The 22,954-nt window shown below is 60.1% G+C and carries 19 protein-coding genes and 1 tRNA gene; 6 read left to right on the forward strand and 14 right to left on the reverse strand.

Going from position 1 to position 22,954, the window contains the following annotated elements:
• Nucleotides 1-82: 82 nt before the first annotated feature.
• The 6 genes from PH547_RS24700 to PH547_RS24725 all read right to left on the reverse strand — a co-directional run bounded on the left by PH547_RS24700 (nucleotide 83) and on the right by PH547_RS24725 (nucleotide 6,983).
• Entirely contained in the window at nucleotides 83-1,678 is a 1,596-nt protein-coding gene (locus PH547_RS24700; protein ID WP_104824990.1) for an ABC transporter substrate-binding protein, read from the reverse strand.
• 336 nt (nucleotides 1,679-2,014) lie between these two features.
• The gene (gene rirA / locus PH547_RS24705) at nucleotides 2,015-2,503 is read right to left on the reverse strand and encodes an iron-responsive transcriptional regulator RirA (RefSeq protein ID WP_104822066.1); all 489 of its coding nucleotides are present in this window, start codon (nucleotides 2,501-2,503) and stop codon (nucleotides 2,015-2,017) included.
• A gap of 132 nt (nucleotides 2,504-2,635) precedes the next feature.
• The gene (locus PH547_RS24710) at nucleotides 2,636-3,748 is read right to left on the reverse strand and encodes a M48 family metallopeptidase (RefSeq protein WP_104822065.1); all 1,113 of its coding nucleotides are present in this window, start codon (nucleotides 3,746-3,748) and stop codon (nucleotides 2,636-2,638) included.
• Nucleotides 3,720-4,787 (reverse strand): YjgN family protein, encoded by a 1,068-nt coding sequence (locus PH547_RS24715; RefSeq protein ID WP_104822064.1) that lies wholly within the window; start codon nucleotides 4,785-4,787, stop codon nucleotides 3,720-3,722. Before PH547_RS24715 ends, PH547_RS24710 begins: the two co-directional genes overlap by 29 nt.
• Before the next feature lie 194 nt (nucleotides 4,788-4,981).
• Nucleotides 4,982-5,329, reverse strand: a complete 348-nt coding sequence (locus tag PH547_RS24720; RefSeq protein ID WP_104822063.1) for a VOC family protein — start codon at nucleotides 5,327-5,329, stop codon at nucleotides 4,982-4,984.
• Between the two features lie 157 nt (nucleotides 5,330-5,486).
• Nucleotides 5,487-6,983, reverse strand: coding sequence for a CoA-acylating methylmalonate-semialdehyde dehydrogenase (locus PH547_RS24725; protein WP_260303356.1), 1,497 nt, complete (start codon nucleotides 6,981-6,983; stop codon nucleotides 5,487-5,489).
• A 112-nt stretch (nucleotides 6,984-7,095) separates the two neighbouring features.
• On the opposite strand from PH547_RS24725, the gene PH547_RS24730 reads away from it, so the two are divergent.
• Complete coding sequence (locus tag PH547_RS24730) at nucleotides 7,096-7,977, forward strand: LysR family transcriptional regulator (protein WP_104822061.1); 882 nt, start codon at nucleotides 7,096-7,098, stop codon at nucleotides 7,975-7,977.
• Between the two features lie 114 nt (nucleotides 7,978-8,091).
• Here PH547_RS24730 and PH547_RS24735 read toward each other — a convergent pair whose 3' ends face one another.
• Nucleotides 8,092-8,250, reverse strand: coding sequence for a hypothetical protein (locus PH547_RS24735; RefSeq protein ID WP_199773519.1), 159 nt, complete (start codon nucleotides 8,248-8,250; stop codon nucleotides 8,092-8,094).
• A 210-nt stretch (nucleotides 8,251-8,460) separates the two neighbouring features.
• Here PH547_RS24735 and PH547_RS24740 point away from each other — a divergent pair, with 210 nt between their 5' ends.
• Both PH547_RS24740 and PH547_RS24745 read left to right on the forward strand, forming a co-directional pair.
• Nucleotides 8,461-9,174, forward strand: a complete 714-nt coding sequence (locus PH547_RS24740; protein ID WP_104822060.1) for a hypothetical protein — start codon at nucleotides 8,461-8,463, stop codon at nucleotides 9,172-9,174.
• 75 nt (nucleotides 9,175-9,249) lie between these two features.
• Complete coding sequence (locus PH547_RS24745; protein WP_199773518.1) at nucleotides 9,250-9,396, forward strand: hypothetical protein; 147 nt, start codon at nucleotides 9,250-9,252, stop codon at nucleotides 9,394-9,396.
• A 49-nt stretch (nucleotides 9,397-9,445) separates the two neighbouring features.
• Here PH547_RS24745 and PH547_RS24750 read toward each other — a convergent pair.
• Together PH547_RS24750 and PH547_RS24755 are read right to left on the reverse strand one after the other, a co-directional pair.
• Nucleotides 9,446-9,522, reverse strand: a tRNA-His gene (locus PH547_RS24750).
• Between the two features lie 213 nt (nucleotides 9,523-9,735).
• On the reverse strand, nucleotides 9,736-10,185 hold the full coding sequence (locus PH547_RS24755; RefSeq protein ID WP_283049204.1) for a phasin: 450 nt from the start codon (nucleotides 10,183-10,185) through the stop codon (nucleotides 9,736-9,738).
• A gap of 223 nt (nucleotides 10,186-10,408) precedes the next feature.
• Between PH547_RS24755 and PH547_RS24760 the strand changes: the two genes are divergently transcribed.
• The gene (locus tag PH547_RS24760) at nucleotides 10,409-14,107 is read left to right on the forward strand and encodes an ATP-binding protein (RefSeq protein WP_104822058.1); all 3,699 of its coding nucleotides are present in this window, start codon (nucleotides 10,409-10,411) and stop codon (nucleotides 14,105-14,107) included.
• Nucleotides 14,108-14,119: 12 nt separating this feature from the next.
• On the opposite strand, the gene PH547_RS24765 is transcribed toward PH547_RS24760, so the two are convergent.
• Together PH547_RS24765 and PH547_RS24770 are read right to left on the reverse strand one after the other, a co-directional pair.
• On the reverse strand, nucleotides 14,120-14,521 hold the full coding sequence (locus PH547_RS24765) for a GFA family protein (RefSeq protein WP_104822057.1): 402 nt from the start codon (nucleotides 14,519-14,521) through the stop codon (nucleotides 14,120-14,122).
• A gap of 57 nt (nucleotides 14,522-14,578) precedes the next feature.
• A complete protein-coding gene (locus PH547_RS24770) occupies nucleotides 14,579-15,469 on the reverse strand; it encodes a LysR family transcriptional regulator (RefSeq protein ID WP_104822056.1) in 891 nt (296 codons plus the stop codon).
• Nucleotides 15,470-15,644: 175 nt separating this feature from the next.
• On the opposite strand from PH547_RS24770, the gene PH547_RS24775 reads away from it, so the two are divergent.
• Nucleotides 15,645-16,559, forward strand: a complete 915-nt coding sequence (locus tag PH547_RS24775; RefSeq protein ID WP_104822055.1) for a DMT family transporter — start codon at nucleotides 15,645-15,647, stop codon at nucleotides 16,557-16,559.
• Nucleotides 16,560-16,714: 155 nt separating this feature from the next.
• On the forward strand, nucleotides 16,715-17,737 hold the full coding sequence (locus tag PH547_RS24780) for an SAM-dependent methyltransferase (RefSeq protein ID WP_104822054.1): 1,023 nt from the start codon (nucleotides 16,715-16,717) through the stop codon (nucleotides 17,735-17,737).
• A 170-nt stretch (nucleotides 17,738-17,907) separates the two neighbouring features.
• Here PH547_RS24780 and PH547_RS24785 read toward each other — a convergent pair whose 3' ends face one another.
• The 3 genes from PH547_RS24785 to PH547_RS24795 form a co-directional block, all read right to left on the reverse strand.
• On the reverse strand, nucleotides 17,908-18,435 hold the full coding sequence (locus PH547_RS24785; protein ID WP_104824989.1) for a hypothetical protein: 528 nt from the start codon (nucleotides 18,433-18,435) through the stop codon (nucleotides 17,908-17,910).
• Nucleotides 18,436-18,658: 223 nt separating this feature from the next.
• The gene (locus PH547_RS24790; RefSeq protein WP_285169650.1) at nucleotides 18,659-20,578 is read right to left on the reverse strand and encodes a DEAD/DEAH box helicase; all 1,920 of its coding nucleotides are present in this window, start codon (nucleotides 20,576-20,578) and stop codon (nucleotides 18,659-18,661) included.
• A 354-nt stretch (nucleotides 20,579-20,932) separates the two neighbouring features.
• On the reverse strand, nucleotides 20,933-22,885 hold the full coding sequence (locus tag PH547_RS24795; protein WP_285169651.1) for an acetoacetate--CoA ligase: 1,953 nt from the start codon (nucleotides 22,883-22,885) through the stop codon (nucleotides 20,933-20,935).
• Nucleotides 22,886-22,954: the final 69 nt, after the last annotated feature.

Below are 22,954 nucleotides of genomic sequence, written 5' to 3' on the forward strand. Positions count from 1 at the left end.
TCCAAAGTTTTCCGGCGGTCAAGCATGTTGCCTGACCGCCGGTTTCACCCGGCTTTCGACCGGGTATTTCAGAGCGTGTCCGTTATTCGGCGATATCAACGCCATCGAAGCGGTGAACGCCGACCGGATCCTGCACGTAGCCGGAAACCTTGGAGCTCATCGGAATGAACTCTTCGGAATGGTCGATGGTCATCCACGGAGCTTCGCGCTTGAAGACGACCTGCGCCTGTTCGTAGAGCTTGGTGCGCTCCTTGACGTCGGCAGTCTGCTTGGCCTTCTTCACGAGATCGTCGAATTCCTTGTTGCACCACTGGGCACGGTTGTTACCGCCGACTGCATCGCAGCCGAGCAGCGTGTCCAGGAAGTTGTCCGGATCGCCGTTGTCGCCGGTCCAGCCGAGGATGGCCGCGCCATCGCGGTCCTTGGCGGAGGAGAGCTTCAGGTACTGAGCCCAGTCATAGGTGACGATCTCGACCTTGACGCCGATCTTGCCGAGGTCAGCCTGCATCAGCTCGGCAGCGCGGCGAGCATTCAGCATGTAAGGACGCGAAACCGGCATCGCCCAGATTTTCATGCTGAGGTTCTTGACCCCAGCCTTTTCGAGCATCTTCTTGGCTTCTTCGGGGTTGTACGGATCGTCCTTGATGTCCTTGTTGTAGGACCACATGGTCGGCGGGATCGGGTTGGTGGCGACCGAGCCGGAACCCTGGAAGACGGCGTCGACGATCGCCCGCTTGTCGACGGCCATGTTCAGCGCCTTGCGCACTTCGGCCTTATCGAAGGGAGCGACCAGCGTGTTGTAGGCGAGATAGGAGACGTTCAGGCCCGGCTGTTCGAGAACCTTCAGGCTCTTGTCTGTCTGGAGATCCTTGATGTCGGCGGCGTTCGGATAAGGCATGATCTGGCATTCGCCGGACTTCAGCTTCTGCGCGCGAACCGATGCGTCCGGCGTGATCGCAAAGACGAGATCGTCGATCTTTTCCTTGCCCTTGAAGTAGGTTTCATTCGCCTTGTAGCGGATGACGGCATCAGGCTGATAGGCGACGAAGGTGAACGGACCAGTGCCGAGCGGCTGCTGGTTCATCTGTTCCATCTTCTTGTCGGCCTGCAGCTTGTCGCCGTATTCCTTCGACAGGACCGATGCGAAGTCCATGGCGAGGTCGGCGATGAACGGCGCTTCCGGACGGTTCAGGACGAACTTGACCGTGAGGTCATCAACCTTCTCGATCGACTTGATGAGCTTCGGGAAGCCCATGCCCGCAGCGTATTCATAGGAACCGCCGGCGACGTACTTGGCCCACGGGCTGTCTTCCTTGAGCTGACGCTCGAACGAGAAGACGACGTCGTCGGCATTGAGATCGCGCGTCGGGGTGAAGAAATCAGTGGTCTGGAACTTCACGCCCTTGCGGAGCTTGAAGGTGTATTCCTTACCGTCAGGGGAAACAGTCCAGCTTTCGGCGAGGCCCGGCTCAACCTCGGTGCTGCCGTGCTTGAACTCGACGAGGCGGCTGTAGACCGTACGCGAAGAGGCATCGAAGGTGGTGCCGGCGGTATAAATCCCCGGATCGAAACCTTCCGGCGACCCTTCCGAGCAATAGACAAGCGTTTTGGACCAGGCGGACGTCGCCATAACCGAAGTCAGGGCTGTCACTGCCAGCAGGACAGAGATCTTTTTCATGATATCGTTTCCCAGGTTTGTTATTCTTTTGAAGCCGTGGATCCCCATAGGTTCCTATCCGGATCGCGCCGATGGAACGCTATTTAATGTATGAAAGCAACACGCTCCGCCTAAAATTTTTCCAAATTTTGGAGTTTGGAAATTTTAAGCTAAAAATGGTCTGGGATTGGTAATAATCTGACGAAATCGCGCCCCTTTTTGACGCAATCTGGATAATTTTGCGCTTGCCTCTTCGAAAAATATTAAGATTGGCAGCGAATTCCCCGACCCTACAAACGAAAAATCCGCGGACACCTCAAGGCGACCGCGGATTGAAGAATTGCGCAAATTCAGGCGTCAGGCGGCCGGCGCCGCGATCGCCGGCTTCTTGGCGATCGCCCTGTGATCGTTCTCGGTCAGACCGAGCAGGAAATTGATCTGCGGACGGGCCTTGACGAGATCGTCGATGGAATATTCCGTCAGCACGTCGAAGAAGGCATTGAGTGCCTTGCGCAGCGCCGAATTCAGGCCGCAGCTATCGACCAGCGGGCACTCCACGACACCTTCCTCAAAGCATTCCGCCATCGCGAAACTATCTTCGGTCACCTTGACAACGTCGAACAGGCTGATGTTGGCCGCCGGCTTGCCGAGACGCACGCCGCCATTGCGGCCACGCACCGTTTCGACCAGACCAGCCTTGGTGAGCGGCTGCAAAATCTTGAACAAAAACAGCTCGGAAACACCATAGGCCTTTGCGATTTCCGGGATACGGCTCAAGTTGCCTTCATTGGCGGCGCAATACATGAGCATGCGCACTGCGTAGTTGGTCTGCTTGGTCAAGCGCATGCCGATCTCCTGGAATCAAGGCCGTATGGGACGGTTCGACTGGTATATAGTGCCTTTCGTAGTTTTGAACAATTCCAAAATATGAAAATCACATTCACGTTATTCTGATGGGGATATTCGTCGCCAGTCGTCTTACGGCAAATGCGTATCCGTCGCTCCCTGCCCCGCCCGCAGCTCCCTGGCGTAATCGAGGATAGCCTGCTTGCGTTCCGGCGTGCCGGGATGGGTCGACAGCATGCTGGTGCTGGAATGATCGTCGAGTTTGGTTTCCAGAATGTCGAAGAAGCGCGACAACGCTGTCGGGTCCATGCCCGCTTCCTGCATCAGCTCGACCGAACGGCGATCCGACTGGGCTTCGGCCGAGCGGGAATAGGAAAGCGCCAATAGGCCACCGCCTTGGGTCAAAACATCCTGCACGCCGGAACCGACATCGCCGGCAATCAGTAAGACCAGACCGGCGACGCCAGCGGCGCGGTAAAGCTGGCGGAGGCTGTGCTTGTATTCGACGTGGCCGATCTCGTGGCCGAGAACGGCGGTGATCATTTCCGTATCCCCGTCGGCAAGGTTCACCAATTCGTCCGTCAGGATCAGATTGCCGTCCGGCAACGCAAAGGCATTCGGACCGATGACACCGCCGTCGCGAAAATTCAGCTTGTATCGCCCGACGCCGCCTTCCGCATGGGTGGCGATCTTTTCGAATTGATCGGTGATTTCCTTACGCTTGGCTTCCGGCAGCCTGCTCGCGCTGAGCGTTACCTGATCCAGCGTCTTCAACGTGCCCGCAGACATCATCTCCGGCACAACGGGCGGCGTCACCAGCACGGCGACCTCCACCAGCGCCGGCAAGGCGTAGTGGTAGATGGTCGATGCCAGCACGACCGTCGCAACGGCGAAAGCAATCATACGCGGGCGAACGATCTCCAGCCGATGCACGAAACCGCTGCGCCCTTCGCCGCGGCTTTGGAGATAGGCGTCGACGGCATCGTTATCGCGCGTTTCGAACACCGACTCGTTGCCGAAAACGATGCGTCGCGGAATGGAGCCGACACGCGGGCTGATTTCAATATCGGAACGGATGCCCCAGGCGAGGCGCTTGTCCTTCTCGTCGTCCTCGTCCGAGAGCACGGTGAGCGAACCGCCGATATCAACCAGCCGGGCGGCAACCGCCCGGCTGGAATGGGGCGGATGCCAGGTGCCCGTGGCAATTGATGCCGGATCAGAAACCAAAGTCGAAACCGTCGACATCGAGATATTCCGCGCTGATGACGCCGCCGGTCGAGCGGATCTGGTCGAAGACGACGCCGATATCGCCGTCGACATGAATGGCGGTGTGCTCGGCCAGATAGCGTTGCAGGCGCACCGCCGCCCAGGGACGCATCAGGCCGAGGGTTGCAAATGTGACGATCACATTGGAGATCGCAATCCACGCATAGCGTCGACGACCGAGATCGCTTTTGAGTTGATGGCGATGATCGACCATTGCGGCCGACCAGATGATGTTGCGCACCGCCGCGCGATAGTAGAGGCCGGCGATTATGTAAATCGGGATAATAAGCACAATCATCCAATGCCACAGGCTGATGCTACCCATTCCCCGACCCATCGAGTTGCCGCCGAAACCGGACGCGACAGCACTAAAAAGCCCCAAGATTACGATGCCCGCGATCACAATCGCGACTACGGTGACGAACGCCTCGTAGAGCGCGCCCAATCGCGGCTCGGTGGAGAACTGTCGATCGCCATAGCGCAGATTGTCGAAGATATATTTGTAGAACCACCGGCTTGCTACCGGAGACAGCAACCCAAGCGAGATTATCGTTACCAGAGCACCTAAAAAGATCGCCTTCAATGCGCCGCCATAGGTCCCGACGAAATCGAAGCGCACGTTGCGATAGCTCGTCACACGCGCATTGAACTTCAGGCCGCGCATGAGAAACCATGGGAATACCACCAGCATCACCGGCCAAATCGCCAGGACCGCCAGCGGTGCTACATGCGAAAGGATATTTAATGCGACGAGAAGGCCGAAGACGATCAGGCGGCCGATAAAGATCTGCTTGCCCTTGGCGTGATATTCGAATGTGTGCCCGAGCAGCGCGGTGTTGCCATAGAAATAACGGTTTCGCCGGACTTTCGCCCAGGCCGAATAGATGCCCAAGGTAATGATCGTCAGCAAAACATTGACGATCCAAATACCGAAATACTCAGCGGCACGGCCGGTGAACGATGCACGCTGGAAAACCCGGCTCTCCCCGATCGGATAGCTCTTTTCAACAACTGCCATGCTGAAATCTCCCTGCCCATTATTGCAGTATCGTCGGCTGCATCACGAGGCAAAAAATTCGCCTCATAGCTGCATTTGAGAGCAGGAAAATCAGCGGTAGGCAATGAGAAAATAGACGATCAGAACGGACAGCGCCGGCTCGCCGCAACTAGGGCCAGAACTGCGACTTCAATGCCACACCCAACGGCCCGCCTTCAGCTCACCGAAACCCAGACCGCCATCTCGCAGCCGCCAGGCTCGCGGAAGTGAAAGCGCCGGCCGCCGGGGAAGTCGAAGGCGGGCCGGGTGACGACGCCGCCGGCGAGTTCGACGGCGCGCTGTGCCGCTTCCAAATCCGTCGTGCGAACGACAGGGAGCGGCGCGTCGGTGGCCTCTGCCGCGTTGCCCTGAATGCCGGCGTCAATGCCGGCCGCTTCGATGGCGTGATAGGTCGGACCATAGCTGACGAAGCTCCATTCGAAAGCTTCCTCGAAAAAGCGCCGGGTCTTCAGCCCGTCGGTCGATGGAAATTCGAGATAGTCGATCTGATAGGTCACGGACATCGCTCCGTCCTCCGGTTGTTCTTGTTTTGTTCTAAAACAAAACGCACCATCCAGCAAGATGACTCAGCAGAAAATAACCGCAACAAAAAACCGCCGCCCAAATCTGCCTCAAATCGGCAATTGAGCGGCGGTTCGTATCAGGCGAGACCGGAGAAGCTTACTTCATCGTCGGCATGACGAATTCAGCGCCACCCTTGATGCCGGACGGCCAGCGGGCTGTGATCGTCTTAGTGCGGGTCCAGAACTTGATCGAATCCGTGCCGTGCTGGTTGAGGTCGCCGAAGCTGGAAGCCTTCCAGCCGCCGAAGGAGTGATAGGCGAGCGGAACCGGGATCGGCACGTTGATGCCGATCATGCCGATGTTGATGCGCGAGGCGAAATCGCGGGCGGCATCACCGTCGCGGGTGTAGATCGCGACACCATTGCCATATTCGTGCTTCATCGGCAGATCGAGCGCTTCTTCATAGTTCTTGGCGCGGACAACGGAGAGGACAGGCCCGAAGATTTCGGTCTTGTAGATATCCATCTCAGGCTTGACGTGGTCGAACAGCGTACCGCCAACGAAATAACCATCTTCATAGCCCTGCAGCTTGAAGCCGCGGCCATCGACGACGAGCTTGGCGCCTTCTTCGACACCGCGGTCGATGAGGCCGTTGACGCGGTTATACGCATCCTTAGTAACGAGCGGGCCCATATCGGCCTTGTCATCGGTGTAAGGCCCGATGCGCAGCGACTCGATCTTCGGCACCAGCTTTTCGACCAGGCGGTTGGCGGTCTCCTCGCCCACCGGAACGGCAACGGAGATCGCCATGCAGCGCTCGCCGGCCGAACCGTAACCAGCGCCCATCAGGGCGTTGACGGCCTGATCCATGTCGGCATCGGGCATGATGATCATATGGTTCTTGGCGCCGCCGAAGCATTGCGCGCGCTTGCCGTTCATCGCCGCCGTGCCGTAGACGTAGCGGGCGATCGGCGTGGAGCCGACGAAGGAAACGGCAGCAATATCCGGATCGGTCAGGATAGCGTCGACCGCACCCTTGTCGCCATTGACGACGTTGAGGATGCCGGCCGGCAGGCCTGCTTCGATCATCAGTTCGGCGAGGCGAAGCGGCACGGACGGATCGCGCTCAGACGGCTTCAGGATGAAGGCGTTGCCGCAGGCGATCGCTGGTGCAAACATCCACATCGGGATCATCGCCGGGAAATTGAACGGCGTGATGCCGGCGCCGACGCCGACCGGCTGGCGAATGGAATACATGTCGATCGCCGGGCCGGCGCCTTCGGTGAACTCACTCTTCTGCAGATGCGGAATACCGCAGACGAATTCGCAAACTTCCAGGCCGCGGAGAACATCGCCCTTGGAGTCCTCAACGGTCTTGCCGTGCTCCTTGGAGAGCAAGGTCGCCAGCTCGTCCATATGCTGGTTCAAAAGTTCGACGAACTTGAAGAAAACGCGGGCGCGGCGCTGCGGATTGGTGGCGGCCCATTTCGGCTGTGCGGCCTTGGCGTTTTCGACGGCAGCGCGCATTTCCTCGACGCTGGCGAGCGCGACCGTCGCCTGAACTTCGCCGGTTGCCGGATTGTAGACATTGCTCGTGCGGCCGCTGGTGCCGGCGACGTGCTTGCCGCCGATGAAATGACCGATCTCTTGCATGGATGTGCCTCCTCGTTTTCTGGAATGATGACAGGATCGCACTTCAATTTGCACAAATCAATGAGCTGTTATAAGCAACCGTTGTGCAGAAATTGAAGTCCTGGATGTGCATATGGATTGGGATGATGTCCGCATGTTCCTCGCGGTTGCTCGCACGGGACAAATCCTTGCGGCCTCGAAAAGGCTTGGGGTTAACCACGCGACGCTGTCGCGGCGGGTGACGACGCTGGAGGAACGGCTGAAGACGCGGCTGCTGGTGCGCCGCACCAATGGGTGCGACCTGACCTCCGAGGGCGAAATTTTTCTGCACGCGGCCGAGCGCATGGAAACCGAGATGCTGCGCGCCCAGGCAAGCGTCGGCCATCTCGACAGCGCCATCACCGGCACGGTGCGCATCGGCGCGCCCGACGGTTTCGGCGTCTCCTTCCTCGCACCCCGTCTGGGACGGCTGATTGCGCGCTATCCGGAACTGCGCATCCAATTGGTGCCGGTGCCCCGCTCCTTTTCGCTGTCGCAGCGCGAGGCGGATATCGCCATCACGCTTGAGCGTCCGGAACAAGGTCGCCTGATCTCGTCCAAGCTGACGGACTATACGCTCGGCCTTTACGCCTCGAAGGCCTATCTCGACCGGGCGGGCCTGCCCGACAGTGTCGAGGCGCTGAAATTGCACCCCCGAATCGGCTATGTCGAAGACCTGATCTTTACTGCCTCGCTGAATTTTTCTGGCGAGATCATGCGGAGCTGGGATGCGTCATTCGAAATCTCCACCTCCATCGGCCAGACGGAGGCGGTACGTTCCGGCGCCGGCATCGGCATCCTGCACGACTATATCGCAAAGCAACATCCGGAGCTGACCCGCATCCTTCCCGATGTCTCCATCAAACGCGCCTATTGGACGACCTATCACGAAAGCGCCCGCGATCTGGTGCGGGTACGCACCGTCGCGGACTTTCTGCAGGAGCTGGTGAGCGAGGAAAGGCGTATGTTTTTCTGAAGCCGCGTCGGGCCTCTAAAGCTCGTCGCGATCTTTCAGATTCGCTCCCACGCTTTAGCTCCTTGTTTTTGCATGTCGTTCGCAAAACCGCCGCACACTTTTGCGCGACATGCATTAGGCATGCTTCGGCGGCTCTTCGTTCTCATCGGGATTGGGAACGGGAAATTCATCCGGCAGCCTATCGGGATCCGGCTCCTCTATCGGCGGCTCCGGTGTCCAGCCGGGACCCGGCATCGGCGGCTTGTCGGGAATCGGCTCGCGTGGCACGGACATGGCCAGTTCCTTCGGTCTTGTTGTTGATATGAACAGAACGGCGGCGAGCTGGCACGGTTCCAAAGGAAATCCTGCGACTTCCCGGGAAGGACGCGACCGGTCTCTCCGGCTCGGCCTGATTGCCGCTTCATTTGCGCATGGCGCCGGTTCGTGCATAAGTAGAACAGCAGACTTTCGTTTTCATCCAGGCAGAGTCCGAGGGGGCGCTTGATGTTGAAAGCCGGAGTATTCTTCGCGGCGCTTGCCATCGGTCTCAGCGCATGCACGACCATCGATTTTTCTAAGCTCGCTCCGGCAACGCTGACCGGCAGCCTGTTCGTGATGTGGGTCGGAGAGGGAAATTCCAGCGGCGACGGCAAGTTCGTTTTCGTGCCGGATCCCGCCGATCCCCTCACCTTTCGCCGAGCCGACAGCTCCCTGCCGGGCGCCGAGATCCAGCCCGGCCTGATGTATACGGACGGCGGCTCCATCCCGAAGATCGCCCAGGTCTTCAAGGGCTTGTCGCCATGGGGATATGCCCCGGCCTACATGATCCACGACTGGATGTTCACGGCGCACCATTGCATCGTCGATGGCGAGAACGACAAACGGTTCGACCAAGTGCGCAACGTGTCGTTCAAGGATTCCGCGGAGATCCTCGGCGAAGCCATCCAAGGGATGGTGAAAGCGAACAAGGTTCAGCGCAACGATGTGGCCGGCACGGCCATCACCGCGGCGGTCGGCAGCAGCATTGCCGAGAACCTCTGGAACAAAAAGGAGGCCTGCGCCGCCTCCAAGGTCAGCGCCGAGGATGTCGCGGCAGTCGAAAAAGCCATCCCCGGCGCGGCCCGACCCGCCGCCAGAAGGACATTCAGGGTTTCCCCCGAGACTCCCGCAATACCACCCCGCGGCCGCGCCACGATCGTGTCCCGGATCACGTTCTAGGAACGGGGTGAGGCCGCGCTGGACAAGGCCCAACCTTGGCCTAGTATCCTAATAAGGATGAAGGGAGCACAGGTCATGAGCGAGAAGAAGAAGCCGAATCTGACCGAGAAGGAACGCAAGGAGCAGGACGATTATCTTGAGGAGGCGCTTGAGGAGACTTTTCCGGCGAGCGATCCGATCTCACCGGGACATGTCGCAAAGAAGCCTCAGGACAAGAAATAGCCTGCGACTAATGCCGGCTTCCTGCTTTCGTCCAATCAATGGGGAGAAATGGTACGGTTGGGGGGTCTCGAACCTCCGACCTCAGGTGCCACAAACCTGCGCTCTAACCAACTGAGCTACAACCGCACATGCTCGCGTCGCCGCGAACGGGGGTGACATACGAGGACTTTGAAATTATTTCAAGTCCTATCTCCCCGCAATATGAAAAAGCTGGGTATGACGTGTTTCCAAAGATCACATCACATTCGGACGAATGCACCATGACCCTGAAATTAAAACGTCCCGCTTTCAGTGTTTTACCGAAAGCGAGACGTTCTGGTCTTGGGAGGCTTGGAAAGATTAAGCGACCTTGAAGGAGGACATGGCCTTTTCAGCGGCGTCCTTGGCCGGCTTTGCCAGCTTTTCGGCGACCTTCTTGGTGGTTTCCTGAATGGACTTGGCCTGCTCGACGGTTACTTCAGCCTGCTTGCGGATGAAGGAGGTCTGCAGTTCGAAGAGTTCGGCGACGGACTTGACGCGAAGCAGAGCTTCCATGTGCGCCAGCGAGCTTTCGGCATTGGTGCGCAGGACGTCGATCGTCTTGAGGCCGATTTCCACGGAGCCGGCCTGGGCGGTCTGCACAGTGGCTTCGAGGGTCTTACCAGCGTCTTCGGCAGCCGTCTTCATCTTGGCGAAGGCTTCCTTGGACTGGGCAGCGCCTTTTTCCGCGAAGTCGCGGAAGGATTCAGAGAGCTTGGAAGGGTCGAATGCAGCCGTTGAAAAAACGTCGTCTTTCTTTACAGTAGCCATGATAGCGCTCCTATATGGGCCCTCCTCAGAGGCGCCCTTGGTGAATTGATTGAGCCCTATATAATATAAACTATTGTGCAGTGCAACATATTTTTTGCGATGCACAACACGTTAACCCTTCCAGTCAAAAACCTGGGCCTTCGCTGGACCTGAAACCGGGGCGCCGTTATTAATAAAGCGTTAAAGTAAGAGAGGCGATCACGCCCGCAAAACAGGTCGGAACATGCCCGCAATTCAGTACCCATTCATTGACATTGCCGTGCACCCCCGCGTTCGGGAGCGTTTTGCGCGCGGCGAAGCCATGGTGCTGTTTTCGACCGGCATGGATCGCGTGCTCTGGGCCAACGGCGCTGGCGCTAATCTTTTCGGCTACGATATCATCTATGATTTCCTCGACCAGGGACCGAAGGCCGGCGACGTCTCCTTCCGCCAGATCGAGGCGACGGCGCGCGGACTTGGCGCGGTCGGCGACCAGCGCACCTTCCTGATCCGCATGGCCTCCGGCTTCCAGCGCGCGGTCGTTAACGCCGCAGTCGAAATCATCCAGGTTCAGGCGGGCGAAGAGGCGATCCTGTTTTCCTCGCCGGTTTCCTCCAAGCCGCTGGCCGCGGCGGAAAGTGCGAAGCGGATGATCGACGGCTTCGACGACCCCGATACGCATATGGCCGTGATCGGCCGCGACGGGGAAATTATCGCCGCTTCCGCTCGCTTCGATGCGTTGGGCGTGACGCCGCAGACCGCAAGGATGCTGACGACCATGGCGGGCGCCCAGGCGGAACGGCTGATCAAGCGGCCGATCCCGACCGGCCACGGCTATCTACCCGCCGCCGTCGGCAAGCTGTCGGAAATCCCTGCCCTGCATCTGCTTTTCGTCGTCGAGACCGCAGCCGACAATCTCGATCCAACGGCAAGCCTCGTGGCTGACGCATCTGCCGCCTCAGCCTCAGGCGGCGCGATCGAGCCGGAAGCGGAAGAGGCGCGGAAGGAACTCGAGACAGCCGCGGCTGACGAAACACCTATTACCGAGGCTGCGCCTGCCGAGCATGTGCCCTCCCCCGATGTCATCGATGCGGTGGCGGATATCGAGGAAGTCGAGCACACGCCGGAAATGTCTGGCGCCGACCATGAAGTGGTGCATGCGCACCCCGATGCCCTCGGTCAGGACATCGACGCGTTGGTGACGATGGACGGCGCGACGCCCGAACAGATCGAGGCGGCTGCGCATGCCGACGAGCTTGTCCCGGAGGCCGATGATGATCTGCTGCGCAGCGCCGGAGAAAGCCAAGCGGAGGACGCGGTGGCAGGCACTGAGCCGGTCGCAGCCGAGGCTGGCGCTCCGGAAATCGACCAGTCGGAAGAGTTCACCTTCAAGCGCAGCGGCCGTGCTACGCGTTTCGTCTGGCGGATCGACGCCGAAGGCCGCTTCAGCGAAGTCTCGCGCGAGTTCGCTGAAGCCGTAGGGCCGCATGCGACGAAAGTCACCGGCGTTGCCTTCGCTGACATCGCCAGGCATTTCAATCTCGATCCGGACGGCAAGATCGCCGAGCTTCTGGCGCGGCGCGATACGTGGTCGGGCCGGACGATCTACTGGCCGGTGGAAAATACCAGCCTAGTGGTGCCGGTCGATCTGGCCGCATTGCCGACCTATACGCGCAGCCGCGAATTCGACGGCTTCCGAGGCTTCGGCGTCGTGCGCCTCTCCGATGCCATCGAAGATCCGATGAAGCTCGGCCTGACGCTGGACGGCGACGAAGAGCAGGCAGCGCCGACGCCGGGCTTGGCTGAAGAGCCAGCAGTGGAGACGGCTGCTCCGGCGATTGCCGAGGAAGCGCTGCAGGACGCGATGGAGGAAAATGTTGCCGCAGACGAGGAGACTGCTCGCGAAGCAGGATCCGGGGCAACGGAGGAGTTCTCTCCCCGGGATGAGGAGCCGCCGGCCCTGACGATCGCCGAGACGCCGAACCGCCGGGAATCCGACAAGATCATCCGATTGCACGAGCGCCGCGCACAGACGCCAGGCAGCTTGTCGCTGAGCGAACAGGCGGCCTTCCGCGAAATCGCCCGTCAGCTCGACCCCTTCGGCAAACGTGCGGAGACATCGGGCGGTCAGCCCGAAAGCATGGAACAGTCCGAAGAAGTGGTGGACATCTCTCCGCAGCCGAATGCGGCGGATGAGGTTTTGTCCGATGCCGTCGAAGCGCCGGCCGACGACCATGCAGCCGAAAAGCGGCCGCATGCCGAAGATCAGCCGGAAAGCAGTGAAACCGCACAATCCGAAGCGAATATGCCGGCGGCTACGGCCGAGACGGAAGAGGTTGCCGGTTCCGACTTGCGGGAATCAAAGGCTGCCGGCGAGCCGGAACGGGACCGCGATCCGCTGGAAGTCTTGAACACCGCCATTCCACCCCGCGTAAAAATGCGCGATGGGCTGTCGGCCGAGATCGTCGATCAACTGCCCCTCGCCATTCTCATCCATGCCGGCGACCGGCTGATCCACGGCACTCCGGAATTCCTGCGGCTGACCGGCTATGAAAGCCTCACGGACCTGGAGCATGTCGGCGGGCTGGATGCGCTGCTGCAGCGCCATGACCTCGAAGGCAAGGCCGAACGGCCGGGGACGATGATGGTAGTGCGCGCCGACGACACGCTCGTGCCCGTTACCGCGCGGCTGCAGTCAGTCCGTTGGGAAGACGGCACCGCTTTGATGCTGGCGCTGATGCCGCTCGAAAAGAGCGAAGCCCCCGCGCCCGAGCCCGTGCCGGAAGAAGCGCGACCGGAACGCATGGTCGAAAAACTCGCAAAGCTGCAGGTCGAAATCGAAGAGCTGCGTTCGACGCTGGAAACGGCAACGGATGGGGTCGTCATCATCGGGCAGGAGGGCGAGATTCGCTCGATGAACCGCTCGGCCAGCGCGCTCTTTAACTACGACGACCAGGAAACCCGCGGCAAACCATTCGTCATGCTCTTTGCGCATGAAAGCCAGAAGGCGGTGCTGGACTATCTTGGCGGCCTCTCCGGCCATGGCGTGGCAAGCGTGCTGAACGACGGCCGCGAGGTCATCGGCCGCGAGGCGTCCGGCGGCTTCGTACCCCTGTTCATGACCATGGGGCGGTTGAATTCCTCGAACGGCTATTGCGCCGTCATCCGCGACATCACGCAATGGAAGCGCACCGAGGAAGAGTTGCGCAACGCCAAGCGCGCGGCAGAGACTGCAAATGCCCACAAGACCGATTTCCTCGCCCGCGTCAGCCATGAAATCCGTACGCCGCTCAACGCCATCATCGGCTTCTCCGACATGATGGCCGGCGAACGCTTCGGGCCAATCGGTCATTCCCGCTATATCGAATATGCCACCGATATCGGCCGCTCGGGTCGGCATGTGCTCGACATCGTCAACGATCTCCTGGACATTTCCAAGATCGAAGCCGGTGAGATGGACCTGGAATTTTCCTCGGTCGGCCTCAACGAAGCGATCGCCGAAGCCGTGTCGCTGGTGCAGCCGCAGGCCAACAGCCAGCGCGTCATCATCCGCACGGCGCTGTCGCAGTCCGTACCGAACGTCGTCGCCGACCTGCGTTCGATCAAGCAGATCGCGCTGAACATCCTGTCGAATGCCATCCGCTTCACGCCGTCGGGCGGCCAGATCGTCGTCTCAACGTCTTACGAGGGGAACGGCAGTGTCGTCATGCGCATCCGCGATACCGGCGTCGGCATGACCCGCAGCGAGTTGGAACAGGCGATGAAACCTTTCCGCCAGGTTTCGACCAACGCCCGCAAACGTGGCGACGGCACCGGCCTTGGCCTGCCGCTAACCAAGGCCATGGTCGATGCCAACAGGGCAACCTTCTCGATCAACTCGGCGCCGAATGAGGGCACGCTGGTCGAGATCACCTTCCCATCGCCGAGGGTGCTGGCGAACTGAGAGAGATCGCCCTCAAAACCAGAGATCGCGCACGCAGCCCCCTTTGGAAGGAAGGTCTTCAAACGTATCGAGTCCATCGAAATGATCGATCGGCAGGTCAGCGACGAGGTCCGGCGGCGCAAGCCGCAGGTTCACGGCGATACGTCGGCGGCCATCCTTTTGCAGCCGTAGGCCACGCCAGCTCAATACGCAGGCGCAGGACGGGCAGAACAATATTTCGAGAGAGGGATTGTCCCTGCCGGCGCGCGTGTAAGACGAAGTCCGTCCGGTGACGGAAATCCGCTCCCATTCATAGTCATAGGCCCATAGCGCACCATAGCGCCGACAGAGCGTGCAATTGCAGGCCGTGATCGAGCCTGGATCGCCCTTGAGCGTCCAGCCCGCCTCGCCACAGTGACATGAGCCGATCAGCATGTGTACGCCGCTCCATTCCGGTGCCTGTTCGAGGACGGCATTCTGCCTCCAATCAGCTCAACTCGCCAGAGCCAGCCCTCCGTAACGACTTATTTCGCTTTCGATCTCTGCCACAAGGGTATCGAGCGCGGGATTTCTCACCTTGCGTCCGCGGCGCACCACATAGGCCAAGGCAGGGGGCGCCGGCAGGCCGTTGGTGACGATCTCCATGTCGGGCTGCAGATGGCGGCCGTTCAGAAGCGCCACGCCCAAGCCCGAGGTAACGGCCGCAATAATCCCAGCCGCGCTCGCACATTCGAACACAGTTTCGAGAACCACGCCGCCATCCTGTCCGATGTCGAGCGCCCAGCGGCGATAGAAGCACTCATCGTCGAAGGACAGAAAAGGAACCGGCCCGTCTTGCGGCAGCGATAGATCAGGATGCTTGACCCAATGAAGCTGTTCCCGAAACAGAACGATATCGGTCGGGCGGACTTCATGCGCGAAAACCTGCACGATGGCGGCATCAAGCTCTCCCCGCTCCAGCATTCCCCGCAGGACCAAGCTCATGCGGACCTTGGTGCGAACAGAGACGTTCGGATGCAGGCGGCGAAATCGCCCCAATATGCGCGCGAGATCGGTGCAGGTGGTATCCTCGGTCAAGCCGAGGGCGACGCGGCCGGCGAGCGACGTCTTCGAGAGGCTCAAGAGCGCCTCGTCGTGCAGGCCGAGGATGCGTCCCGCATAGTCCAGCAGATCCTCCCCGGCGGCGGTGAACATCGACGCTCCGGGCTTGCGGCTCAGCAGATCGCAATCGAGGCTCGTCTCGAGCCGCTTGATCTTATGGCTGACGGCGGATTGCGAGAGGCTCAGGGCCTCGGCCGCACGGGTGATGCCCCCGTGATGGCGGATCGCCCACAATGCGCGCAGCGCATCGATTTCCAAACGCCGGCTGGTGAACTCGGTCATGGCAAACTCGGCTTATATGATGATCTTGCAGAGAGAATGCATATTCCGGCGGTATTTGGCAAATATTCATTAGTTTTAAGATTGAGATGTCATGCCATGATCGATATTTGTCATGTGTAATCGGATGGGTCCTGACCTATGGCTGAGGGATAGGTGACATCCAACCGAGAGCCCAATGACCGACCAATCCCTGTCCCGGCCCCTACTGAACAACAGCCGCTTCCTTTGGCCCCTGATGGCTACGCTGCTGATCTTTAGCTGGAGTTCCGGCTTCGTCGGTATCCGCTATGCCAGCCAGGAAGCCAGCGTCATGTTGGTCCTGTTCTGGCGCACGCTTCTGTCGGGACTGGTCCTGCTACCCTTTGCCTTGGCGATCGGGCCGCGCATGCGGCTGCGTGCGATAGCGGAACAGATGCTGTTCGGCGTGATGTCGGTCTTCCTTTATCTGGGCGGCTTTGCACTGGCGATCGAACAGCGGGTGCCGACGGGGCTGGTGGCGCTGATCTCCGACCTCTTGCCGCTGGCGATTGCCGCCCTGTCGCAGCCTGTTTTGGGCGAGCGGCTGAGCGCGCGCCAATGGCTGGGAACGGCGATTGCGGTGGCGGGCGTATTGATCGTCTCGATAGACAGCCTCAGCTTCGGCGCGGCTCCAATCTGGGCCTATGGATTGACCGTCGGCTCGATGCTGGTCTTTGCCTTCGCATCGGTTCTGCACAAGCGGCGGCGGACCAAGCATATGCCCGTTCATCAAGGCCTTTGCATTCATACCCTTACGGCCTCGGTGCTCTTCGGCATCTGCGCCATGATGCAAGGCGATCTTGCGCCGCCGCTGACGCGCGGTTTCGCTATCGGCATGATATGGCTGGTGCTGATCGCAACCTTTGCCGCCTATTCGGTCTATTACACCAGCCTGCGCCTCTTCCCGGTCGCGCAGGTCAGCGCAGCCATCTATCTCAGCCCGCCCGTTACCATGTTCTGGGCCTGGGCCCTGTTCTCCGAACCGCTGACGACGGCGATGTTCGTAGGGTTGGCGGTGACGCTGGTGGGAGTCTGGATGACGTCGCGCAGTCCCTTAGCGGAAAAGGTCTGACCTATCATATTGCCAGAGGCAGACATTCTCTGCCTCTGCTCCACGCGCCACTATACTTTAGCGGTAGCAAACTTACTTTTGGTTGCCTTTCGTGGGATAGTTCCTCCGTGGAGACCGGCTATCCTGGTCGGTCGTTGGCGCATGAGGGGGCTCCAATGTCATCGACGGCAGCAGAAGCAGGCACAGGCGAGATTTCACCCAATCTGATAGTTGACGCGATGTTTGCGTGCCGAAAAACGGCCGCGATCAAGGCCGCCATAGAACTCGATCTTTTTACCTTGATCGGTGACGGCCGCAACGCTGCGTCGTTGGCAGCCGCGACGAATGCGGCCGAACGCGGTGTGCGCATTCTGTGCGACTATCTCGTTGTAAACGGCTTTCTGACTAAGAAAGGCGATCAATATGTTCTCACGCCATCCAGCCGCGTATTCCTCGACCGGCATTCGCCGGCCTATATGGGCTCAGCCATCGAGTTCATCGCCGCGCCGGAAATCCTCAAGCAGGTGCTGGACGACCCGACCTCCTATGTCCGCAACGGCGGGTCCGTTGGATTGGCAAATATGTCGCCGGACAATCCCGTGTGGGTGAAGTTTGCCCGCGGCATGGGTTCATTCACCGGCAGCAGCGCAGTCAGCCTCGCAGCGGAAATGGCCAACCTACGGATATCGCCGAAGAAGATTCTGGACATCGCCGCAGGACATGGGCGTTTCGGGATCGAGATGGCGAAGACTTTTCCTTCAGCCCAGATTGTCGCGGTGGATTGGAGTTCAGTTCTGGAATTGGCTAAATATAATGCGCGACAATTTGGTGTCGCAGAGCGCTACAAGGTCGTTCCCGGCAGCGCATTCGAGGTCGATTGGGGCACGGACTACGATCTGATCCTGCTTCCGAACTTCCTTCATCACTTCGACATAGAAACCTGCGCCGAATTGCTCAGAAAGGTCCGGGCCAGCCTGAGTCGCGACGGCAAGGTGGTCGGGGTGGAATTCGTGCCCAACGACGATCTTGTCTCGCCTCCCTTCCCAGCCGCTTTCTCATGGGAAATGCTCGCCAGCACGCCAAAGGGCGAGGCCTACACGCAGAAGGATCTAGCCGAAATGGCCAGACGCGCCGGTTTTCAAAACGCCAGGGTCAAACCACTGCCGCCATCACCGGCGAGCTTGGTCTTTTTCGAGTAACGGCACTCTGGAGATAGCGACAAGGGGCTGATGCCCCCTTAAGCTCCCGAAAAACTATTCACCCGAGCCCGGGCAACCTTGCGCTTGGCCCTTGATTTCGACTTGCCAGGCTTCTTCGCCAAAACTTCTTGTCTGCGCACCCGGAAACACTACCCTCGCCCACATGCATCTCACTCGAATTCATCTCGCCTGTAAAAATTGCCGTAGATGTGCCTCACATCCGCATCAGGTGGTGCCCAACTGCCGGGATCGCTTTCGCTATAAATGAGAGTGATGAAATGATTAGAAGTCACGCCAGCGATCCCCGTCGAGACGTCGCGCTCCTCGACAATAGTAAACTTTGGGCTGTTCTGTGGATTGCCGTTTGCGGCAGCGGCCGGTTCTAAACTCGATTTGTTGAAGATGACATACCATAGCCAAGGATCGAACAAAGGCGCGCCGCCGATCGTCACAACGCTAACTGGAACAATGACAACGGCAATAACGCTGCTGGCCATTCCACGGAAACGACGATGACATAGTGCAATAAGTGCGCTGATTGACCAAACGAACAGTGTTACCACCGCCGCCAGAAACAGCAGTGGAACTCCGAACAGGTCGAGGAGTCCTCGTAGCGCATCGGCCCAACCAAGTGACCAAAAATCAAAGGCGCGAATGCAGACACCACAGGCAGCGCCCAGCAAACCGGCGATGGCCATTCGCCGAGTATTCCAAATGTCTTTGGGCCGACCTGACGCATCCATCTCGTTGCTCTCCGTCGTCGAATGAGTCTCCCAAAGTCGGCACAACTATTGGGCCGAACCGGGGCATGCGCTTTGCCGGCGGCACTGCGATAGCGCGTCAAGCTTGTGCCAACGTGCATACAAATCGAATGACTATGTCATAGAGTGCGCCGCGCCCCTATGGAGCGCGGCGGCGGGATTACTCCCCGCGCGCCTTCGCAGCCTTGCGCTTGGCCCTCGAATTGGGCTTGCCTGCTGCCGGGCCGGCGTCTTTCTTGACGAAATTCGGCTTGCCGGGCTTCTTTGCCCAAGGCTTCTTGTCCGGACGTTCGGAGACACTGCCCTCGCCGGCCTGCGCCCGTTCCGGCTTGCGGTCGGACTTCCATTTTGGCTTGGCGGCGTCGTTCGGGCGGACACCCTTATCCGAGAAGGGCTTCTTCTTGCCGTAGGTTCCTTCCCGCTTGGCCTGCGAAAAATCCGGTACACCGGCCAGCGGCTTGACGCGGATGCCGCGCTCCAGGGTCTTGTCCGGGCCGATGGTCGACAGGAAGCGTTCGGCGCCTTCTTGCGAAAACTCGACGAAGGTTTCTTCCGGCATCATCTTGATCGCGCCGATGTCGCGCTTGGTGAGGCCGCCATTGCGGCAGAGCATCGGGATCAGCCAGCGCGGCTCGGCATTTTGCTTGCGGCCGACCGAAAGCGACACCCAGACGCCGTCGGTAAAGTCGTTGCGTCCCGCAGACGGCCCGTCGTGGTGAGTAACGGGGAAATCGTCGTGGCGTGGCTTTCTGCGCTCGCCTTCGGCAGGCACGTCCTGCAACTCCTCAGGCGCGGAGTGGCCGGTTCGATATTGCCGCAGGAATGCAGCGGCGACCTGCTCGGCGCCATGGCGCTCCAGCAACTGCCGCACGATGGACTGCTCGTCTTCGGCAAGCGGGGCCGCGAATACCGGATCGGCGAGAAGACGTTCATCGTCACGCTGGCTCACTTCGTCGGCCGATGGCGGCTTTGCCCAGGTGGCGCGGATGCGGGCGGCTTCCAGCAGGCGTTCGGTGCGACGGCGGGCGCTCAGCGGCACGATGAGGGCGCTGACGCCCTTGCGGCCGGCGCGGCCGGTGCGACCGCTGCGGTGCAGCAGCGTTTCCGGGTTGGTCGGCAGGTCGGCATGAACCACCAGCTCCAGGCCCGGCAGATCGATGCCACGGGCGGCGACGTCCGTTGCGATGCAGACACGGGCGCGGCCGTCGCGCATGGCCTGCAGCGCATGGGTGCGTTCGCTCTGGCTGAGCTCGCCTGATAGGGCCACAACGGAGAAGCCTCTGTTGTTAAAGCGCGCGGTCAAATGGTTGACGGCCGCACGCGTCGAGCAAAAGACGATAGCGTTCTGCGCCTCATAGTAGCGCAGAACGTTGATGATCGCGTTTTCCCTGTCGCTCGGAACGACGGTCAGGGCGCGATAGTCGATATCGACATGCTGCTTGGCTTCCGAGGCGGTGGCGATGCGCACGGCGTCGCGCTGGTAGTTTTCGGCGAGCTTTGCGATCGAGCGCGGCACGGTTGCCGAAAACATCAATGTCCGCCGCTCGGCCGGCGCCGTTTCCAGGATGAATTCGAGGTCTTCACGAAAGCCGAGATCGAGCATCTCGTCGGCCTCGTCCAGCACCACGGCCTTGAGCTCGGAGATATCAAGCGAATTACGGCGGATATGGTCGCAAAGACGGCCCGGAGTGCCGACGACGATGTGCGCGCCGCGTTCCAGCGCCCGCTTCTCGGTGCGCATATCCATGCCGCCGACGCAGGAGGCAATGGTCGCGCCGGTCAGTTCATACAGCCATTCCAGCTCGCGCTGCACCTGCAGCGCCAGTTCGCGGGTCGGCGCGATCGCCAATGCCAGCGGCGTGCCGGCGGGGCCGAAGCGCTCGGCACCCTCCAGCAGGCTCGGCGCCAGGGCCAGGCCAAAGGCAACCGTCTTGCCGGAGCCCGTCTGGGCCGAAACCAGTGCGTCCTTGCCGGCCAGGCCGGGATCGAGCATGGCCTTCTGTACCGGCGTCAGCGCTTCGTAACCGCGCTTTGCCAAAGCCTGGGCGATCGCAGGAACGATGCCTTCGAATTCAGTCATTATCCGTGTCTTTCGGAATTCTTCGCGCGCCAGCCGGCGCGGATCATCGTGGCCCGCACGTCGCAGGCCTCTTCTTCAGGCGTGCACATACTTGGTCGGCAGGCCATTGTACAGAGCGGGCGCGTATTTGTGCGACGCACAACGAAAAAAAGGCAGCGAATAGCGCTGCCTTGGAAGTTCATGCTGCCTAACGAAGCTCGAGTCGGTCAACTTCATGTTTCGGGAACCTTTCGGCTCCAAGCCGTCCAAAGTTCAAACGAACGGCCCCAAGTTGGATTTTACCTTTGACCAATCTCTCTTAACGCCGAGTTACCGCCGATAGGCCAGCCTTTGCCCCTCAGTTTTAAGAGGGCATCAGTTCTTGAGCTCCTCCAGCCCGGCAAAGAGGTCCAGCGCTTCGGGATTGGCAAGCGCTTCCTTGTTCTTCACCGGCCGGCCATGCACGACGTCGCGGACCGCGAGCTCGACGATTTTGCCGGACTTCGTGCGCGGAATATCGCTGACGGCGATGATCTTGGCCGGTACATGGCGCGGCGAGGCGCCGGTGCGAATGCGGGTCTTCATCGCCTTCATCAGACCTTCCGTCAGTGCCGCGCCGGCCGCGAGGCGAACGAAAAGCACGACGCGCACATCATCATCCCAATCCTGGCCGATGCAGAGCGCTTCGAGAACTTCAGGCATCTGCTCGACCTGATTGTAAATCTCCGCCGTGCCGATGCGGACGCCGCCGGGATTGAGCGTCGCGTCCGAACGGCCATGGATGATCAGGCCCCCATGCTCCGTCCACTCGGCAAAATCGCCATGGCACCAGACATTGTCGAAACGCTCGAAATAGGCCGCATGATATTTGACGCGGTCGGGGTCGTTCCAGAACATCACCGGCATCGAGGGAAAGGCTTTGGCGCAAACAAGCTCGCCCTTTTCGCCGCGCACGGGCTTGCCCTCCTCGTTCCAGACATCGACGGCAAGGCCGAGCCCGGGTCCCTGGATTTCGCCGCGCCAAACCGGCTGCAAGGGATTGCCGAGCACGAAGCAGGAGACGATATCGGTGCCTCCCGAGATGGAAGCGAGCTGAATGTCGTCCTTGATGCCCTCATAGACGAAGGAGAAGCCTTCCGGCGACAGCGGCGAACCGGTGGAAGTCATCAGCCGCAGGCTGGAGAGATCATGCGAAGTTTTCGGCGTCAGGCCGCTCTTGCGCACGGCGTCGATATATTTGGCCGAGGTGCCGAACAGAGCGAATTTCTCCGCCTGCGCATAGTCGAAAAGGATATTGCCGTCAGGCGCGAAGGGCGAACCGTCGTAGAGGCAGAGAGTGGCGCCGGCGGCAAGCCCCGTCACCAGCCAGTTCCACATCATCCAGCCGCAGGTGGTGAAGTAGAAGACCTTTTCGCCGGGGACCACGCCGCAATGCAGGCGATACTCCTTCATGAGCTGCAGCAATGCGCCGCCGGTCGAATGGACGATGCATTTCGGCACGCCCGTCGTGCCCGAGGAAAACAGGATGAACAGCGGGTGTGAAAACGGCAGCGGCTCGAATTCTACCGCCTTCGCCTCGAAAGATGCAATGAACGTGTCCAACGCCTTTGCATCCGGTGTCGCCGCCGCGACCGCATCGGCATCGCCGGCATAGGGAATGATGACGGCAGGTGCACCGAGGCGCTGCGCGATGGCGCCGACCTTTGCCGTCACATCCTGCAATTTGCCGCCATACCAATAGCCGCTGCAGGCGATGAAGAGTTTCGGCTCGATCTGGCCGAAGCGATCCAAAACGCCCTGCTCGCCGAAATCCGGGGAGCAGGAGGACCAGATAGCGCCGATCGAGGCGGCGGCCAGCATGCAGGCAATGGTTTCCGGCATATTCGGCATCATGGCGGCGACACGGTCACCCCGGCCGATGCCGAGAGCGCGATAGGCCTGTTGCAGGCGCGACACCATGGCCGAGAGCCGGTCCCAGGACCAGCGGTCGCGCACCCTGTCTTCGCCCCAGAAGACCAACGCATCGCCCTCGCCGCTTTTCGACAGCAGGTTCTCGGCGAAATTCAGCTCGGCATCGGGAAAGAAACGCGCCTCCAGCATCTGGTCGCCGTTGATCAGCGCCCTTTCGCCACGTTTTCCCTTGATGCCACAGAAATCCCATACTGCCGTCCAGAAGGTTTCCCGGTCGGCGATTGACCAGGCATGCAGGCTGGCGAAATCGGAAAGCGATAGGCCGAAGCGTCGGTTGCAGTCTTCCATGAAGACAAACATCGGGCTTTGCCGGCGAAATTCATCCGATGGCGTCCAGAGCGGCTGAGTATCTCGCATATTATCTCCTCCGGTTTTCGGCTTATATACCATGCTGCAGCGCATTATAAAGTCACTGAGTTGTCGGCA

The organism is Rhizobium cerradonense (assembly GCF_030182455.1).
Classification (GTDB): domain Bacteria; phylum Pseudomonadota; class Alphaproteobacteria; order Rhizobiales; family Rhizobiaceae; genus Rhizobium.

Excerpts from the sequence above, each read along its gene's own strand:
- PH547_RS24700 (WP_104824990.1), bottom strand. The coding sequence starts at position 1,678 with ATGAAAAAGATCTCTGTCCTGCTGGCAGTGACAGCCCTGACTTCGGTT.
- rirA (WP_104822066.1), bottom strand. The coding sequence starts at position 2,503 with ATGCGCTTGACCAAGCAGACCAACTACGCAGTGCGCATGCTCATGTAT.
- PH547_RS24710 (WP_104822065.1), bottom strand. The coding sequence starts at position 3,748 with ATGTCGACGGTTTCGACTTTGGTTTCTGATCCGGCATCAATTGCCACG.
- PH547_RS24715 (WP_104822064.1), bottom strand. The coding sequence starts at position 4,787 with ATGGCAGTTGTTGAAAAGAGCTATCCGATCGGGGAGAGCCGGGTTTTC.
- PH547_RS24720 (WP_104822063.1), bottom strand. The coding sequence starts at position 5,329 with ATGTCCGTGACCTATCAGATCGACTATCTCGAATTTCCATCGACCGAC.
- PH547_RS24725 (WP_260303356.1), bottom strand. The coding sequence starts at position 6,983 with ATGCAAGAGATCGGTCATTTCATCGGCGGCAAGCACGTCGCCGGCACC.
- PH547_RS24730 (WP_104822061.1), top strand. The coding sequence starts at position 7,096 with ATGGATTGGGATGATGTCCGCATGTTCCTCGCGGTTGCTCGCACGGGA.
- PH547_RS24735 (WP_199773519.1), bottom strand. The coding sequence starts at position 8,250 with ATGTCCGTGCCACGCGAGCCGATTCCCGACAAGCCGCCGATGCCGGGT.
- PH547_RS24740 (WP_104822060.1), top strand. The coding sequence starts at position 8,461 with ATGTTGAAAGCCGGAGTATTCTTCGCGGCGCTTGCCATCGGTCTCAGC.
- PH547_RS24745 (WP_199773518.1), top strand. The coding sequence starts at position 9,250 with ATGAGCGAGAAGAAGAAGCCGAATCTGACCGAGAAGGAACGCAAGGAG.
- PH547_RS24755 (WP_283049204.1), bottom strand. The coding sequence starts at position 10,185 with ATGGCTACTGTAAAGAAAGACGACGTTTTTTCAACGGCTGCATTCGAC.
- PH547_RS24760 (WP_104822058.1), top strand. The coding sequence starts at position 10,409 with ATGCCCGCAATTCAGTACCCATTCATTGACATTGCCGTGCACCCCCGC.
- PH547_RS24765 (WP_104822057.1), bottom strand. The coding sequence starts at position 14,521 with ATGCTGATCGGCTCATGTCACTGTGGCGAGGCGGGCTGGACGCTCAAG.
- PH547_RS24770 (WP_104822056.1), bottom strand. The coding sequence starts at position 15,469 with ATGACCGAGTTCACCAGCCGGCGTTTGGAAATCGATGCGCTGCGCGCA.
- PH547_RS24775 (WP_104822055.1), top strand. The coding sequence starts at position 15,645 with ATGACCGACCAATCCCTGTCCCGGCCCCTACTGAACAACAGCCGCTTC.
- PH547_RS24780 (WP_104822054.1), top strand. The coding sequence starts at position 16,715 with ATGTCATCGACGGCAGCAGAAGCAGGCACAGGCGAGATTTCACCCAAT.
- PH547_RS24785 (WP_104824989.1), bottom strand. The coding sequence starts at position 18,435 with ATGGCCATCGCCGGTTTGCTGGGCGCTGCCTGTGGTGTCTGCATTCGC.
- PH547_RS24790 (WP_285169650.1), bottom strand. The coding sequence starts at position 20,578 with ATGACTGAATTCGAAGGCATCGTTCCTGCGATCGCCCAGGCTTTGGCA.
- PH547_RS24795 (WP_285169651.1), bottom strand. The coding sequence starts at position 22,885 with ATGCGAGATACTCAGCCGCTCTGGACGCCATCGGATGAATTTCGCCGG.